The organism is Streptomyces malaysiensis subsp. malaysiensis (genome assembly GCF_040653035.1).
Taxonomy (GTDB): Bacteria; Actinomycetota; Actinomycetes; order Streptomycetales; family Streptomycetaceae; genus Streptomyces; species Streptomyces malaysiensis.
Genome location: NZ_JBEZNG010000001.1, coordinates 287,381 through 303,236, shown reverse-complemented (window position 1 = coordinate 303,236; position 15,856 = coordinate 287,381). Strand labels below are relative to the sequence as shown.

Below are 15,856 nucleotides of genomic sequence, written 5' to 3'. Positions count from 1 at the left end.
AGCGAAAAACCGGGCCCCGGACCGGCTTTGATCATGTTATCGCCCGCGAAAGGGCAGGTCAGAGCGGTAAGGCGGACGAAGGGGACGAACGGAACGCCGGGCCGCCCGCCCGAAAAACGGCCACCGTGCGTATGCAACCCTGGCGCACGGCCTTCCATCTGTCAGGTCGGAATACGGGCCGGAACCCAGGCTGACTCCAGCGCGAATCCGCGACGCCACGCCTGACCGTGACGGCAGGGGGTACTCGGGGCAACAAACAGGACTGAGGAGCACATGGCCGAGGACAGCAGCAACGCACCGGTGACCCCGGGCCACCGCCGCGCCCGCGGGGCGACGGCCGGCCGCCGCCGCAAGCGGCCCAGCACACGCCGCAGGGCCGTGCTCTACACGGTGTGGACGCTGGCCGCCGTGCTGGTGCTGGGCGGCGCCGGACTCGGCTACCTCTACTACAAGCTGAACGGCAACCTCACCGGCGTCGACGTCAACGCGGCCCTCGGCGCCAACCGCCCCGAGAACGTCGACAACGGCTCGATGGACATCCTCGTCCTCGGCTCCGACTCCCGGGCCGGCAAGAACGCGGAGTACGGCACGGACGAGGGCACCTCCCGCTCCGACACGGCGATGATCGTCCACGTCTACAAGGGCCATAAGAAGGCCAGCGTCATCAGCATCCCGCGCGACACCCTGATACAGCGGCCCTCCTGCACCACCAAGGACGGGCAGCAGACGCCGGCCGTGCGGGCGGCCATGTTCAACAGCGCCTACGAGGCCGGCGGCCCGGCCTGCACCATCAAGACCATCGAGTCCATGACCGGCATACGCATGGACCACTTCCTCGAGGTCGACTTCTCCGGTTTCAAGCAGTTGATAAACGACCTCGGCGGCGTCGACATCACCACCACCGCCCCGATCCACGACCCGAAGAGCCACCTCGACCTCGAGGCGGGACCGCACACGCTGAACGGGGAGCAGTCCCTGGGCCTGGTGCGCACCCGGCACGGGGTGGGCGACGGCAGCGACCTGGGCCGGATCAAGCTCCAGCAGGCGTTCGTCAAGGCGCTGCTGGACCAGATCAAGCACGTCGATGTGTTCGGCAACCCGAAGAAGCTCTACGACCTCGCGGACACCTCCACCAAGGCGCTCACCACCGACTCCGAACTGGCCTCTGTGAGCAAGCTGAAGGGCTTCGCCGAATCCCTCAAGGGCATCGGCTCGGGCAACATGAAGATGACCACGCTGCCGGTCGAGTACGACCCGCAGAACCCGGCCCGGGTGCTGCCGATGGAGCGCAAGGCCCAGCTGATATGGACCGCGCTCAGCCACGACCAGCCGGTCCCCGCCTCCGCGACCAAGGGCTCCGCGGGCGACGCCACCAGCGCGGGCAAGGTCGTCGAGTAGCGCCGGGGGAGGGTGTCGAGCGGCGCCGGGGGAGGGCCGGGAATATCCCGGCCCGTACCCCGGTTTTGGGGGATGCGGCCAGTACTGGCAAACTGGATCGTCGGTCCCGGTTCACGACAGGCAACCCGCCCGTCGACCCGGTACCCTCCCGAACCTAGGAGATTCCCTTGAAGCGCGAGATCCACCCGGAGTACGTCGAGACGCAGGTCAGCTGCACCTGTGGCGCGTCCTTCACCACCCGTAGCACCGTGAGCGGCGGCGCCATCCGCGCCGACATCTGCTCCGAGTGCCACCCGTTCTACACGGGCAAGCAGAAGATCCTCGACACCGGTGGCCGTGTGGCGCGGTTCGAGGCCCGCTTCGGCAAGAACGCCGGGTCCGCCAAGAAGTAGCGACCCGCTCGGCGCCGGTCTTCGGTCGTCCCTCCCCTGGGGCGACCGGACCGGCGTTTTGTCGTCACCGGCCCTCCCGGCACTTCTTCCGCAACGCCACCCAGCAGACCACTCAGGGAGCCCTCCGATGTTCGAGGCGGTCGAGGAACTCATCGGCGAACACGCCGACCTCGAGAAGCGACTCGCCGACCCCGCGGTCCACGCCGACCAGCGGGAGGCACGGCGGCTCAACAAGCGTTACGCCGAGCTGACCCCGGTGATCACCGCCTACCGCGCCTGGAAGCAGGCCGGGGAGGACATCGAGACCGCCCGGGAGCTGGCCCAGGACGACCCCGACTTCGTGGACGAGGTCAAGGAGCTCGAGCTGAGCCGCGAGGAGCTGACCGACCGGCTCCGGCTGCTGCTCGTCCCCCGCGACCCCAGCGACGACAAGGACGTCATCCTCGAGGTCAAGGCCGGGGAGGGCGGCGAGGAGTCCGCGCTGTTCGCCGGCGATCTGCTGCGGATGTATCTGCGGTACGCCGAGCGGGTCGGCTGGAAGACCGAGATCCTCGACGCCAACGAGTCCGACCTCGGCGGCTACAAGGACGTTCAGGTCGCGGTCAAGACCAGGGGCACCGGCGAGCCCGGCCAGGGCGTCTGGGCCCGGCTGAAGTACGAGGGCGGGGTGCACCGGGTGCAGCGGGTGCCCGCCACCGAGTCCCAGGGCCGTATCCACACCTCCGCGGCCGGTGTGCTGGTCACGCCCGAGGCCGAGGAGGTCGAGGTCGAGATCGGCCCGAACGATCTGCGGATCGACGTCTACCGCTCCTCCGGCCCCGGCGGCCAGTCGGTCAACACCACCGACTCCGCGGTGCGCATCACCCACCTGCCCACCGGCATCGTGGTCTCCTGCCAGAACGAGAAGAGCCAGCTCCAGAACAAGGAGCAGGCGCTGCGCATCCTGCGCTCGCGGCTGCTGGCCGCGGCCCAGGAGGAGGCCGAGCGGGAGGCGTCGGACGCGCGCCGCAGCCAGGTCCGCACCGTCGACCGGTCCGAGCGCATCCGCACGTACAACTTCCCGGAAAACCGGATCTCGGACCATCGGGTCGGTTTCAAGGCGTACAACTTGGACCAAGTGCTCGACGGCGAACTCGATCCGGTCATCCAGGCGTGCGTCGACGCCGACGCGGCCGCCAAGCTGGCGGCCGCGGGCTGAGCCCCGTACCTCTCGAACGCTTCGTGCCCTTGTCCGGACCAGCTGGAGGAATTCAGTGAACGTGCTGCTCGCCGAGGTGGCGCAGGCCACTCAGCGGCTGGCCGACGCGGGCGTGCCCTCTCCGCGCTTCGACGCGGAAGAGCTCGCCGCCTTTGTGCACGGCGTCAAGCGGGGAGAGCTGCACGGCGTGCCCGACGCCGACTTCGACGCCCGCTACTGGGAGGCGGTGGCCCGACGTGAGGCCCGTGAGCCCCTTCAGCACATCACCGGGCGCGCCTTCTTCCGCTATCTGGAGCTCCAGGTCGGACCGGGGGTCTTCGTGCCCCGGCCGGAGACCGAGTCGGTGGTCGGCTGGGCGATAGACGCGGTCCGCGCCATGGACGTCGTGGAACCGCTCATCGTCGATCTGTGCTCCGGTTCCGGGGCCATCGCCCTGGCGCTCGCCCAGGAGGTGCCGCGCTCCCGGGTGCACGCCGTGGAGCTGGACGAGGGCGCCCTGCGCTGGGCCCGCAAGAACGTCGAGGGGTCCCGCGTCGTTCTCCATCACGCGGACGCGTTGACGGCCCTGCGCGAGCTCGACGGGCAGGTGGACCTCGTCATCAGCAACCCGCCGTACATCCCGCTGACCGAGTGGGAGTACGTCGCGCCGGAGGCCCGCGACCACGACCCCCAGCTCGCGCTCTTCTCCGGTGAGGACGGCCTCGATGTGATCCGTGGCCTGGAGCGCACCGCCCACCGGCTGCTGCGCCCCGGGGGCGTGGTGGTCATCGAACACGCAGACACCCAGGGCGGCCAGGTGCCGTGGATCTTCACGGAGGAGCGTGGCTGGGCGGACGCCGCCGACCATCCCGACCTGAACAACCGGCCCCGGTTCGCCACCGCGCGGAAGGCCATGCCGTGACGGCGGCACCGCACCACACATTGGCCACGTACGAGGAGGTCCGTTAAAGATGGCACGGCGATACGACTGCGGGGACGCGACCGACCGCAAGACCGGCCTGCGCGAGGCCGCCTCCGCCGTCCGCCGCGGCGAACTGGTCGTGCTGCCCACCGACACCGTCTACGGGATCGGCGCGGACGCCTTCAACGCCGAGGCGGTCGGCGATCTGCTGGAGGCCAAGGGCCGCGGCCGCAACATGCCCACCCCGGTGCTGGTCGGCTCCCCGAACACCCTGCACGGACTGGTCACCGACTTCTCCGAGATGGCCTGGGAACTGGTGGACGCCTTCTGGCCCGGCGCCCTCACCCTCATCGCCCGGCACCAGCCCTCGCTCACCTGGGACCTGGGGGAGACCCGGGGCACCGTCGCGATCCGGATGCCGCTGCACCCGGTCGCGATCGAGCTGCTCACGGACTTCGGCCCGATGGCGGTCTCCAGCGCCAATCTGACCGGCCACCCCTCCCCGCAGGACTGCGACGCCGCCCAGGACATGCTGGGGGACTCCGTCTCGGTGTACCTCGACGGCGGGCCGACCCCGGCCGCCGTGCCCTCCTCGATCGTCGACGTCACCGGCAAGGTGCCGGTGCTGCTCCGGGCGGGCGCGCTCACCGCCGAGCAGCTCCGGGAGGTCGTACCCGACCTCGAGGTGGCGAATTGACAGCCCCTGAGGGGCGTGGCATAGCGGAACACCGTGAGAAGAACGCCGAGGCCACCTTCCGCATCCTCCACGTCAGCACCGGCAATGTGTGCCGCTCGCCGATCACCGAGCGGCTGACCCGGCACGCCCTCGCGCACCGCCTCGGAAGCGCCCGCACCCGCGGTCTGATCGTGGAGAGCGCCGGCACCTGGGGCCATGAGGGCGCGCCCATGGAGGCGCACGCCGCGACGGTCCTGACCGACTTCGGCGCCGACCCGGCGGGCTTCCTCGGCCGTGAGCTGCTGGACGAGCACGTCATCCGCGCCGACCTGGTGCTGACCGCCACCCGCGACCACCGGGCCCAGGTCATCTCGATGGGGCATTCGGCGGGGCTGCGCACCTTCACGCTCAAGGAGTTCACCCGGCTGGTGCGGGCCATAGACCCCGCGACCCTGCCCGACCCGGAGGAGGCGGGCGGCGTGGTCGAGCGCGCCCGCGCCCTGGTCCAGGCGGCGGCCGCGCTGCGCGGCTGGCTGCTGGCGCCCAACGAGGACGCGGACGAGGTGCACGATCCGTACGGGGCGCCCATCACCTTCTTCCGTTCCATCGGGGACGAGATCAACCAGGCCCTGGACCCGGTCGTCACGGCGCTGACGGGCGTTCCCGCGCCCGCGTAGCCCCTCGGCGGTCCCAGGGGCTCACCATGGGGTTTTCCGGGCCGCACGGCGCGCCCGGAGGCCGTGTGGGGCCTACATTGGGGGTGACCACTTATGTCTGTCTGTGCCCCTCTTCGTCCCCTGTTGTCCCTTCCCGAGGCTGTGAGCACGCCATGGCCGTCACCCCCTGGGGCCCCGATTTCGGAGCGCTCACCCGCCAGGACCCGGAGCTGGCGGGGATCATCCTGAGCGAGATCGACCGCGTCTCCGGCGGACTTCAGCTGATCGCGGCCGAGAACTTCGCCTCGCCGGCCGTACTGGCGGCCCTGGCCTCGCCGCTGGCCAACAAGTACGCCGAGGGGTATCCAGGCGCCCGCCACCACGGCGGCTGCGAGATCGTGGACATCGCCGAGCGGGTGGCCCAGGACCGGGCGAAGGCGCTGTTCGGCGCCGAGCACGCCAATGTGCAGCCGCATTCGGGGTCCTCGGCGGTGCTGGCCGCCTACGCCGCGCTGCTGCGGCCCGGGGACACGGTGCTGGCGATGGCGCTGCCGCACGGCGGCCACCTCACCCATGGCTCACCCGCCAATTTCTCCGGCCGCTGGTTCGACTTCATCGGCTACGGCGTCGATCCGGCGACCGGTCTGATCGACTACGAGCAGCTCCGCGAGCTCGCCCACGCCCACCGGCCGAAGGCGATCGTCTGCGGTTCGATCTCCTACCCGCGCCACCTGGACTACGCCGCCTTCCGTGCCGTGGCCGACGAGGTGGGCGCGTATCTCATCGCCGACGCCGCCCATTCGATCGGTCTGGTCGCGGGGAAGGCGGCGCCCTCTCCGGTGCCGTACGCGGATGTGGTGTGCGCAACGACACACAAAGTGCTGCGCGGGCCGCGCGGCGGAATGCTGCTGTGCGGTGCGGAGCTCGCCGAGCGGGTCGACCGGGCGGTGTTCCCGTTCACCCAGGGCGGCGCCCAGATGCACTCCGTCGCGGCCAAGGCGGTGGCCTTCGGCGAGGCCGCGGCGCCCGCCTACACCGCCTATGCGCGGCGGGTGGTGGCCAATGCCCGGATGCTCGCGGACGCCCTGGTCGCGGAGGGTCTCGCGGTGACCACGGGCGGCACCGACACCCATATGATCACCGCCGACACGGCCCCGCTGGGCCTGGAAGGGCGCACCGCGAAGGGCCGTTGCGCGGCCGCCGGAATCATCCTGGACACCTGCGCCCTGGCGTCCGCCACGGACCCCCGGGGATGCGTGAAGGGGCTGCGGCTGGGCACCGCCGCGGTGACCACCCAGGGAATGGGAGCTCCGGAAATGGAGCGGATAGCCGCCCTCATGGGAACCGTGTTGCGGGACGAGGGCGTGGTACGGGAAAAGGTGGCGGAACTGGCCGGGAGATTTCCGCCCTATCCGGACGAGGGTCGAATCATGCAACCATCCGAAGGTGTAGGACGTCTGTAAGTACGTTCACCGCGAGGCGTCCGACACGCATAGGGTGTGGGGCTGTGATGGCCAGCGATACCTCTGGGGCAGCCTGTGCGTGAATACCTGCTGACTCTGTGCATCACGGCCGCGGTCACTTATCTGCTGACCGGGCCGGTGCGGAAATTCGCCATCGCGGCCGGTGCGATGCCAGAGATCCGTGCCCGTGATGTGCATCGCGAGCCCACGCCGCGGCTCGGTGGCATCGCCATGTTCGGCGGGCTGTGCGCGGGGCTGCTGGTCGCGGCCCACCTCACCAATCTCAAGGACGTCTTCGAGCTGTCCAACGAGCCACGGGCGCTGCTGTCCGGCGCCGGGCTGATCTGGCTGCTCGGCGTGCTGGACGACAAGTGGGGCGTGGACGCGCTGATCAAGCTCGGCGGCCAGATGATCGCCGCCGGTGTGATGGTGCTCCAGGGTCTGACCATCCTGTGGCTTCCGGTGCCCGGTGTGGGGCCGGTCTCGCTGACCCCCTGGCAGGGCACGCTGCTCACCGTCGCCCTGGTCGTCATCACCATCAACGCGGTCAACTTCGTCGACGGGCTCGATGGTTTGGCGTCCGGGATGGTGTGCATCGCCGCGGCCGCGTTCTTCATGTACGCGTACCGCATCTGGTACGGCTACGGCCTGGAGGCGGCCGCGCCCGCCACCCTGTTCGCCGCCGTCCTCATGGGGATGTGCCTGGGCTTCCTGCCGCATAACGCGCACCCCGCGCGGATCTTCATGGGCGACTCGGGCTCGATGCTGATCGGGCTGGTGCTGGCGGCGGGCGCCATCTCCATCACCGGCCAGGTCGACCCGGACGCGATGAAGCTGTTCGAGGGGTCGGAGCAGGCCGCGGTGCACGCCACCGTCCCGGTCTACATCCCGCTGTTGCTGCCGCTGACCGTCATCGCGGTGCCCTTCGCCGACCTGGTGCTGGCCATCGTCCGGCGCACCTGGCGGGGCCAGTCGCCGTTCGCCGCCGACCGTGGCCATCTGCACCACCGGCTGCTGGAGATCGGCCACTCGCACAGCCGGGCCGTCCTGATCATGTACTTCTGGTCGGCGCTGATCGCCTTCGGCGCCGTGGCCTACTCGGTGAACTCGGCGGGTGTGTGGTTCGTGCTCGCCATCGTCGCGCTGAGCGGGGTCGGGCTGGTGCTGTTGCTGCTGCCGCGGTTCACCCCGCGGGTGCCGCGCTGGGCGGAGGCGTTCGTTCCACCTCGCTACCGCCGCGCCAACCGGATCGGCCGGGCCGAGCAGGGCGCCGGGAGGCCGGCCGAGGCTCCCGCCGAGCCCGTGGCGGCCACGGCCGGCGCGGGGTCCGCGGCCTCGGAGCCGGAGATGATCGCGCCCGATCCGGTGGGCCCGGGGATGAACGGCGGAGCGGACAACGGGGCGAACGGCGCTGTGAACGGCGCCACCGCGATCGGCGACCGGTCCCGTTTCATCCATCGCCGCAGGATCGGATCACCCCGGTAATCCCCCTGGTAATTCCCCCAGAAAACGCCGGGAGATGCCGGTCGGGAAGGGCGCTGAAGATCACAGGACGGCGTCAGCACGGTACACACCGCATAACTCTCCCGTGTGACGTGCAGCACATCTGGTGGGTAAAGACCTCATCAAATAGTTTGTGATACCGTTCACTAAACCCGGTGCTTAGACCCGAGGGGCCGTAGGGCGATGGCTCTTCGTCGTGAGGTCTCCTCTGTCCCCGGGGATACGCTCGTCCACGACGAATCGTTGCTTCCGACTCTTGCCGGAGAAACCCTTCATGCAGTCCAACGACGCCAGAACGCTCCTGAGTTGCGCCGTGCCCACAGCCGTCGCCGGTGTGGTCGCGGTCGCTGTCAGTTCTGTGCTCGCAGGTGGCAAGGGAGCGATCGGTGCGGGCTTCGGCACATTCGTCGCCATGGTGGTGATGGCTTCGGGGTTGATCGTGCTGGAGCGAACCGCCAAGCACCTCCCGCATCTGTTCCAGGCCATGGGCATGTTGCTCTTCATCACCGAGTTCCTGCTGGTGGCTGTCGTCCTCGCGGTGTTCCAGAACACGACGCTGTTCAATGTCAAGGCTTTCGCGCTCGCGCTGCTCGCCGCGACGCTGGTGTGGGTCGGCGCACAGACCCGCGCTCATATGAAGGCCAAGATCCTTTATGTGGATCCGGAAGCCGAGGACGAACGCAAGCCCGGGGGGGCGAAGAAGTCCGCTCCCGCCGGGTCCGCGCCGTGAGAAGTAGGGCCGGGATAAGAGCATGTGCGCTCACCTGCTATCGTCCGGTGCCATCTGAGGCACAGCGGGCGCAGGTAGCCGAACTCCCGGAATCCACGGGATGGAGTCGGCGGCCCATGCAGCTGATGCCCGACATACCACTCGGCCATGCGCCGATCAGCCGCCCCCACATTCGCAAGACCAGTCCAGTGCCGTTCCGTGGCCGTGCGCCGCGCCGACACAACGAGGTTGCCGTACCCATGCGCCACGCTGAAGGAGCTCGCGGTGAGTTCTGACCAGACGCTCGCCTTCGAGACGAACTGCCACATCTTCGACGGGTGCGGCTTCCCGGCACCCGGACTTCATTCGTTCAAGTTCGAGCCGCTCTTCTCGGTGGGCGGGTTCGACTTCAACAAGCCGATGCTGCTCGCTCTGCTGGGCACCGTCGCCATCGTCTGGTTCTTCTGGGCCGCCTTCGGGCGGGCCAAGGTGGTCCCGGGCAAGCTCCAGATGGTCGGCGAGGCGGGGTACGACTTCGTACGCCGCGGGCTGGTCTACGAGGCTCTCGGGAAGAAGGAGGGCGAGAAGTACGTCCCCTTCATGGTCGCCCTGTTCTTCTTTGTGTGGATCATGAACCTGTGGTCGATCATCCCGGTCGCCCAGTTCCCGGTGACGTCGATCATCGCCTTCCCGGCCGGTCTCGCCGCGATCGTCTACATCCTGTGGATGTACCTGACGTTCAAGAAGCACGGCTTCGTCGGCGGCTGGAAGAACATCACCGGCTATGACAAGCAGCTCGGCGCGATCCTGCCGATGATCGTCGTGATCGAGTTCTTCTCGAACGTGATCATCCGGCCCTTCACCCACGCGGTCCGGCTCTTCGCCAACATGTTCGCCGGCCACCTGCTGCTGCTGATGTTCACCATCGGCACCTGGTACCTGCTGAACGGCATCGGGATCGCCTACGCGGGCGCGTCCTTCGTGATGACGATTCTGCTGACCGCCTTCGAGCTCTTCATCCAGGCTGTCCAGGCGTACGTCTTCGTGCTCTTGGCCTGCAACTACGTTCAGGGCGCGCTCGCCGAGCACCACTGAGCACACCTGCTTCCCAGACCAACAGACGTCCGGTGGCCAACCCCCACCGGCCCATGAAACGCAAAGGAAGAACCGGCATGTCCGCTCTCCAGACCCTCGCCGCCGACGGCATCACCGGCAACCTCGGTTCGATCGGTTACGGTCTCGCCGCCATCGGCCCCGGCGTCGGCGTCGGCATCATCTTCGGTAACGGCACCCAGGCCCTGGCCCGTCAGCCCGAGGCCGCCGGCCTGATCCGCGCCAACCAGATCATGGGCTTCGCTTTCTGTGAGGCGCTCGCGCTGATCGGTATCGTCATGGGCTTCCTTTTCAGGTCCTGAACGGGCCGCTTTAACCACGACAGACGGAAGGCACTGATGTGAACGCCCTGGTACAGGTGGCGGCTGAGGAGGAGAACCCCCTCATCCCGCCGATCCCGGAGCTGGTCATCGGCCTGATCGCCTTTGCCATCGTCTTCTTCTTCCTCGCCAAGAAGCTCCTCCCGAACATCAACCGGGTTCTGGAGGAGCGCCGCGAGGCGATCGAAGGCGGCATGGAGAAGGCCGAGGCCACTCAGGCCGAAGCCCAGCAGGTCCTCGAGGACTACCGAGCCCAGCTCGCCGACGCCCGTCACGAGGCCGCGCGGCTGCGCCAGGAGGCGCAGGAGCAGGGCGCCGCGCTCATCGCCGAGATGCGCGCAGAGGGCCAGCGGCAGCGTGAGGAGATCATCGCTGCCGGTCACTCCCAGATCGAGGCCGATCGCAAGCAGGCCGCTCAGACCCTGCGCCAGGACGTGGGCAGGCTCGCCACCGACCTGGCCGGCCGCATCGTCGGTGAGTCGCTCGAGGACGTGGCCCGGCAGAGCCGCACCATCGACCGGTTCCTCGACGAGCTCGAGACAAAGGCGGCCGACGGCTCGAAGGCAGAGGCCGGCCGATGAACGGAGCGAGCCGGGAGGCACTGGCAGCCGCGCGCGAGAGCTTCGACGCCCTGACGGACAACACCGCCGTCGACGCGACGAAGCTCGCCGATGAGCTGGCCGCCGTCACCGCGCTGCTCGACCGCGAGGTCTCGCTGCGCCGGGTCCTCACCGACCCGGCGCAGCCCGGCGAGGCCAAGGCCGGGCTGGCCGCGCGGGTGCTGGGCGGGCAGGTCGGCGGGGAGACCATCGACCTGATCTCCGGCCTGGTCCGTTCCCGCTGGTCGCGCTCGCGTGACCTGGTGGACTCGATCGAGGAGCTGGCCGACGCGGCCGACCTGGTGGCGGCCGAGCGGGCGGGCACCCTCGACAACGTCGAGGACGAGGTGTTCCGGTTCGGCCGGATCGTCTCCTCCTCGGCCGAGCTCCGGGGCGCGCTCACCGACCGGCGGGCGAGCGTCTCCGCCAAGGCCGGGCTGGTCCGCGAGCTGCTCGGCGGCCGGGCCGACCGGGTGACCGAGCGGCTGGTGATCCGCCTGGTGACCCATCCGCGGGGTCGTAGCCTGGAGGCGGGTCTCGACGAGCTGTCCAAGCTGGCGGCGGCGCGCCGGGACCGTACGGTCGCGGTCGTCACCTCGGCGGTGCCGCTCAGCGACCGGCAGAAGCAGCGGCTCGGTGAGGCACTGGGGAAGCTGTACGGACGGAAGATGCACCTCAATCTCGACGTGGACCCGGCGGTCCTCGGCGGGATCTCGGTGCGCATCGGCGACGAGGTCATCAACGGGACCATCGCGGACCGCCTCGAAGAGGCGACCCGGCGGATGGCCGGCTGACACAGCCACCAACTCAACAAGCATGTAAGCGGCCCGAGTTGGGCCGTAGTCAGATACTTCGGGCCCAACAAGGAGAGCAGGGAACCCAGATGGCGGAGCTCACGATCCGGCCGGAGGAGATCCGGGACGCGCTGGAGAACTTTGTCCAGGCGTACCAGCCGGACGCGGCCTCGCGCGAGGAGGTCGGTACGGTCAGCGTTGCCGGCGACGGCATCGCGAGGGTCGAGGGTCTTCCCTCGGCCATGGCGAACGAACTGCTGAAGTTCGAGGACGGCACCCTCGGTCTCGCCCTCAACCTCGAGGAGCGCGAGATCGGTGCGGTCGTCCTCGGAGAGTTCAGCGGTATCGAGGAGGGCCAGCAGGTGCACCGCACCGGCGAGGTCCTTTCGGTCGCCGTCGGCGAGGGCTATCTCGGCCGCGTCGTCGACCCGCTGGGTGCTCCGATCGACGGCCTCGGCGAGATCGAGACCGAGGGCCGCCGAGCCCTCGAGCTTCAGGCCCCCACGGTCATGGACCGCAAGTCGGTGCACGAGCCGATGGAGACCGGCTACAAGGCCGTCGACGCGATGACCCCGATCGGCCGCGGCCAGCGCCAGCTGATCATCGGCGACCGGCAGACCGGCAAGACCGCGCTCTGCGTCGACACGATCATCAACCAGCGCGACAACTGGCGCTCCGGCGACCCGAAGAAGCAGGTCCGCTGCATCTACGTCGCCATCGGCCAGAAGGGCTCCACCATCGCGTCCGTGCGCGGCGCGCTGGAGGAGGCCGGTGCCCTGGAGTACACCACCATCGTCGCCGCCCCGGCGTCCGACCCGGCGGGCTTCAAGTACCTCGCCCCCTACACCGGCTCGGCCATCGGCCAGCACTGGATGTACCAGGGCAAGCACGTTCTGATCGTCTTCGACGACCTGTCCAAGCAGGCCGATGCCTACCGTGCCGTCTCCCTGCTGCTGCGCCGCCCGCCGGGCCGTGAGGCGTACCCGGGCGACGTCTTCTACCTGCACTCCCGGCTGCTGGAGCGCTGCGCCAAGCTCTCCGACGACATGGGTGCCGGTTCGATGACCGGTCTGCCGATCGTGGAGACCAAGGCCAACGATGTCTCGGCGTTCATTCCGACCAACGTCATCTCCATCACCGACGGCCAGTGCTTCCTGGAGTCCGACCTGTTCAACGCCGGTCAGCGCCCGGCCCTGAACGTCGGTATCTCGGTCTCCCGAGTCGGTGGCTCCGCCCAGCACCGGGCCATGCGCCAGGTCTCCGGCCGGCTCCGGGTGGACCTCGCCCAGTACCGCGAGCTCGAGGCGTTCGCCGCCTTCGGCTCCGACCTGGACGCGGCCTCCAAGGCTTCCCTGGAGCGCGGTGCGCGCATGGTCGAGCTGCTGAAGCAGTCGCAGTACGCCCCGTTCTCCACCGAGGACGAGATCGTCTCCATCTGGTCCGGCACCACCGGCAAGATGGACGATGTCCCGGTCGAGGACATCCGCCGCTTCGAGCGGGAGCTGCTCGACTATCTGCACCGTGAGCACAAGTCGCTGCTGACCAGCATCGTCGAGGGCGGCAAGATGTCCGACGACACCATCCAGGCGCTGAGCGAGGCCGTCGACTCCTTCAAGCGGCAGTTCGAGACCTCGGACGGCAAGCTGCTGGGCGAGGGCTGAGCATGGGTGCCCAGCTCCGGGTCTACAAGAGGCGGATCAAGTCCATCTCTGCGACCAAGAAGATCACCAAGGCGATGGAGATGATCGCCGCCTCGCGCGTCGTCAAGGCGCAGCGCCGGGTGGCCGCGTCGAGTCCGTACGCCAGTGAGCTCACCCGGGCGGTGGGCGCGGTTGCCACCGGTTCCACCACCCAGCACCCGCTCACCACCGAGGCGAAGAACCCGACGCGGGCCGCGCTGCTGCTCATCACGAGCGACCGTGGTCTGGCCGGCGGCTACTCCTCCAATGTCATCAAGGCGGCCGAGCAGCTCACCGAGCGGCTCAGCGGCGAGGGCAAAGAGGTGGACGCCTACATCGTCGGCCGCAAGGGCGTCGCCTACTACGGCTTCCGTGAGCGCAAGGTCACGGAGTCGTGGACCGGCTTCACCGACAACCCGACCTACGCGGACGCCAAGAAGATCGCGGGCCCGCTGATCGAGGCGGTCTTCAAGGACACGGCCGACGGCGGCGTGGACGAGCTGCACATCGTGTTCACCGAGTTCGTCTCGATGCTGACGCAGACGCCGGTCAACGACCGGCTGCTGCCGCTCAGCCTCGAGGAGAAGGCGGACGAGGAGAAGGCGAAGGGCGAGATCCTTCCGCTGTTCGACTTCGAGCCGTCGTCGGAGGACGTCCTCGACGCCCTGCTGCCGCGGTACGTCGAGTCCCGTATCTACAACGCCCTGCTCCAGGCCGCCGCCTCCAAGCACGCGGCCACCCGGCGGGCGATGAAGTCGGCGACCGACAACGCCGAAGAGCTCATCAAGTCGCTCACGCGGCTTGCCAACGCGGCCCGCCAGGCCGACATCACCCAGGAAATCAGCGAGATCGTCGGTGGCGCGAGCGCTCTGGCCGACGCCTCTGCGGGGAGTGACTGACACTATGACCACCACTGTTGAGCCGACCGCTGTGGCCTCCGGCCGCGTCGCGCGGGTCATCGGCCCGGTCGTCGACGTGGAGTTCCCCGTCGACGCGATGCCGGAGATCTACAACGCGCTGACCGTCGAGGTCGCCGACCCCTCCCAGGAGGGGGCGAAGAAGACCCTGACCCTCGAGGTCGCCCAGCACCTCGGCGAGGGCCTGGTCCGCGCCATCTCCATGGAGCCCACCGACGGTCTGGTCCGCCAGGCCGCGGTGACCGACACCGGCGACGGCATCACCGTCCCCGTCGGCGACGTCACCAAGGGCCGGGTGTTCAACACCCTCGGCAAGATCCTGAACGAGCCCGAGGCCGAGTCCGAGGTCACCGAGCGCTGGTCCATCCACCGCAAGGCCCCGGCCTTCGACCAGCTCGAGTCCAAGACCGAGATGTTCGAGACCGGTCTGAAGGTCGTCGACCTGCTGACCCCGTACGTCAAGGGCGGCAAGATCGGTCTGTTCGGCGGCGCGGGCGTCGGCAAGACCGTGCTCATCCAGGAAATGATCATGCGTGTGGCCAAGCTGCACGAGGGCGTTTCCGTGTTCGCCGGTGTCGGCGAGCGCACCCGTGAGGGCAACGACCTGATCGAGGAGATGGCCGAGTCCGGCGTGCTCCCGCAGACCGCGCTGGTCTTCGGCCAGATGGACGAGCCCCCGGGCACCCGTCTGCGCGTCGCCCTGGCCGGTCTGACCATGGCGGAGTACTTCCGCGATGTGCAGAAGCAGGACGTGCTGTTCTTCATCGACAACATCTTCCGCTTCACCCAGGCCGGTTCCGAGGTCTCGACCCTGCTCGGCCGGATGCCCTCCGCGGTGGGCTACCAGCCGAACCTGGCCGACGAGATGGGCATCCTCCAGGAGCGCATCACCTCGACCCGCGGTCACTCGATCACCTCGATGCAGGCGATCTACGTCCCCGCGGACGACCTGACCGACCCGGCCCCGGCGACCACCTTCGCGCACCTCGACGCGACCACGGTGCTCTCCCGGCCGATCTCGGAGAAGGGCATCTACCCGGCGGTGGACCCGCTGGACTCGACGTCCCGGATCCTGGACCCGCGCTACATCTCGCAGGATCACTACGACTGCGCCTCGCGCGTGAAGTCGATCCTCCAGAAGTACAAGGACCTCCAGGACATCATCAACATCCTGGGCATCGACGAGCTCGGCGAGGAAGACAAGCTCACCGTCTTCCGCGCCCGCCGCATCGAGCGCTTCCTGTCGCAGAACACCCACGCGGCGAAGCAGTTCACCGGTCTCGACGGATCGGACGTTCCGCTGGACGAGTCGATCGCCGCGTTCAACGCGATCGCCGATGGTGAGTTCGACCACTTCCCCGAGCAGGCGTTCTTCATGTGCGGTGGCCTGGACGACCTGAAGGCGAAGGCCAAGGAGCTGGGCGTCTCCTGAGCCCGGTAGCTCCGCGAGAGGGGTGGGCCCGGTCCCGCCCCTCTCCGTACGCCCGTTATTCTTTGACGAAAGCCCTGCCCGACCCGGCAGGGAGAGACCCGAGGAG

16 protein-coding genes are annotated in these 15,856 nt (G+C 68.9%); all 16 read left to right on the top strand.

Translation table 11 applies throughout. The annotated features are described in order from the left end of the window. Nucleotides 1-273: 273 nt before the first annotated feature. A complete protein-coding gene (locus AB0E24_RS01305; RefSeq protein WP_232637859.1) occupies nucleotides 274-1,398 on the top strand; it encodes an LCP family protein in 1,125 nt (374 codons plus the stop codon). A gap of 167 nt (nucleotides 1,399-1,565) precedes the next feature. After that, nucleotides 1,566-1,790, top strand: a complete 225-nt coding sequence (gene rpmE, locus AB0E24_RS01300) for a 50S ribosomal protein L31 (protein WP_020868416.1) — start codon at nucleotides 1,566-1,568, stop codon at nucleotides 1,788-1,790. A 127-nt stretch (nucleotides 1,791-1,917) separates the two neighbouring features. After that, the gene (prfA, locus tag AB0E24_RS01295; protein WP_069866850.1) at nucleotides 1,918-2,988 is read left to right on the top strand and encodes a peptide chain release factor 1; all 1,071 of its coding nucleotides are present in this window, start codon (nucleotides 1,918-1,920) and stop codon (nucleotides 2,986-2,988) included. A gap of 55 nt (nucleotides 2,989-3,043) precedes the next feature. Next, a complete protein-coding gene (gene prmC / locus AB0E24_RS01290) occupies nucleotides 3,044-3,889 on the top strand; it encodes a peptide chain release factor N(5)-glutamine methyltransferase (protein WP_069866849.1) in 846 nt (281 codons plus the stop codon). A gap of 49 nt (nucleotides 3,890-3,938) precedes the next feature. Further along, nucleotides 3,939-4,586: an L-threonylcarbamoyladenylate synthase gene (locus AB0E24_RS01285; protein ID WP_069866848.1), complete on the top strand. Its 648-nt coding sequence runs from the start codon at nucleotides 3,939-3,941 to the stop codon at nucleotides 4,584-4,586. Then, nucleotides 4,583-5,242 (top strand): arsenate reductase/protein-tyrosine-phosphatase family protein, encoded by a 660-nt coding sequence (locus AB0E24_RS01280; protein WP_069866846.1) that lies wholly within the window; start codon nucleotides 4,583-4,585, stop codon nucleotides 5,240-5,242. The genes AB0E24_RS01285 and AB0E24_RS01280 overlap by 4 nt, the downstream gene beginning before the upstream one ends. A 152-nt stretch (nucleotides 5,243-5,394) precedes the next feature. Next, complete coding sequence (gene glyA / locus AB0E24_RS01275) at nucleotides 5,395-6,684, top strand: serine hydroxymethyltransferase (RefSeq protein WP_359374239.1); 1,290 nt, start codon at nucleotides 5,395-5,397, stop codon at nucleotides 6,682-6,684. A gap of 63 nt (nucleotides 6,685-6,747) precedes the next feature. Beyond that, entirely contained in the window at nucleotides 6,748-8,169 is a 1,422-nt protein-coding gene (locus AB0E24_RS01270) for an MraY family glycosyltransferase (RefSeq protein WP_099014974.1), read from the top strand. Nucleotides 8,170-8,461: 292 nt separating this feature from the next. Further along, nucleotides 8,462-8,917: a Cg1360 family ATP-synthase-associated protein gene (locus tag AB0E24_RS01265; protein ID WP_069866839.1), complete on the top strand. Its 456-nt coding sequence runs from the start codon at nucleotides 8,462-8,464 to the stop codon at nucleotides 8,915-8,917. A gap of 264 nt (nucleotides 8,918-9,181) precedes the next feature. Beyond that, nucleotides 9,182-9,991 carry a F0F1 ATP synthase subunit A gene (gene atpB / locus AB0E24_RS01260; protein ID WP_069866837.1) on the top strand — a complete coding sequence of 270 codons (810 nt, stop codon included), beginning with the start codon at nucleotides 9,182-9,184 and terminating at the stop codon, nucleotides 9,989-9,991. Nucleotides 9,992-10,068: 77 nt separating this feature from the next. Continuing rightward, nucleotides 10,069-10,311: an ATP synthase F0 subunit C gene (atpE, locus tag AB0E24_RS01255; RefSeq protein WP_069866835.1), complete on the top strand. Its 243-nt coding sequence runs from the start codon at nucleotides 10,069-10,071 to the stop codon at nucleotides 10,309-10,311. A gap of 38 nt (nucleotides 10,312-10,349) precedes the next feature. Further along, nucleotides 10,350-10,910, top strand: coding sequence for a F0F1 ATP synthase subunit B (locus tag AB0E24_RS01250; protein ID WP_069866833.1), 561 nt, complete (start codon nucleotides 10,350-10,352; stop codon nucleotides 10,908-10,910). Then, nucleotides 10,907-11,722 (top strand): F0F1 ATP synthase subunit delta, encoded by an 816-nt coding sequence (locus AB0E24_RS01245; protein ID WP_069866831.1) that lies wholly within the window; start codon nucleotides 10,907-10,909, stop codon nucleotides 11,720-11,722. The genes AB0E24_RS01250 and AB0E24_RS01245 overlap by 4 nt, the downstream gene beginning before the upstream one ends. Before the next feature lie 89 nt (nucleotides 11,723-11,811). Beyond that, nucleotides 11,812-13,383, top strand: coding sequence for a F0F1 ATP synthase subunit alpha (gene atpA, locus AB0E24_RS01240; RefSeq protein WP_069866829.1), 1,572 nt, complete (start codon nucleotides 11,812-11,814; stop codon nucleotides 13,381-13,383). A gap of 2 nt (nucleotides 13,384-13,385) precedes the next feature. Next, a complete protein-coding gene (locus AB0E24_RS01235; RefSeq protein ID WP_069866827.1) occupies nucleotides 13,386-14,300 on the top strand; it encodes a F0F1 ATP synthase subunit gamma in 915 nt (304 codons plus the stop codon). A 4-nt stretch (nucleotides 14,301-14,304) separates the two neighbouring features. Further along, nucleotides 14,305-15,750 (top strand): F0F1 ATP synthase subunit beta, encoded by a 1,446-nt coding sequence (atpD, locus tag AB0E24_RS01230; protein ID WP_069866825.1) that lies wholly within the window; start codon nucleotides 14,305-14,307, stop codon nucleotides 15,748-15,750. Nucleotides 15,751-15,856: the final 106 nt, after the last annotated feature.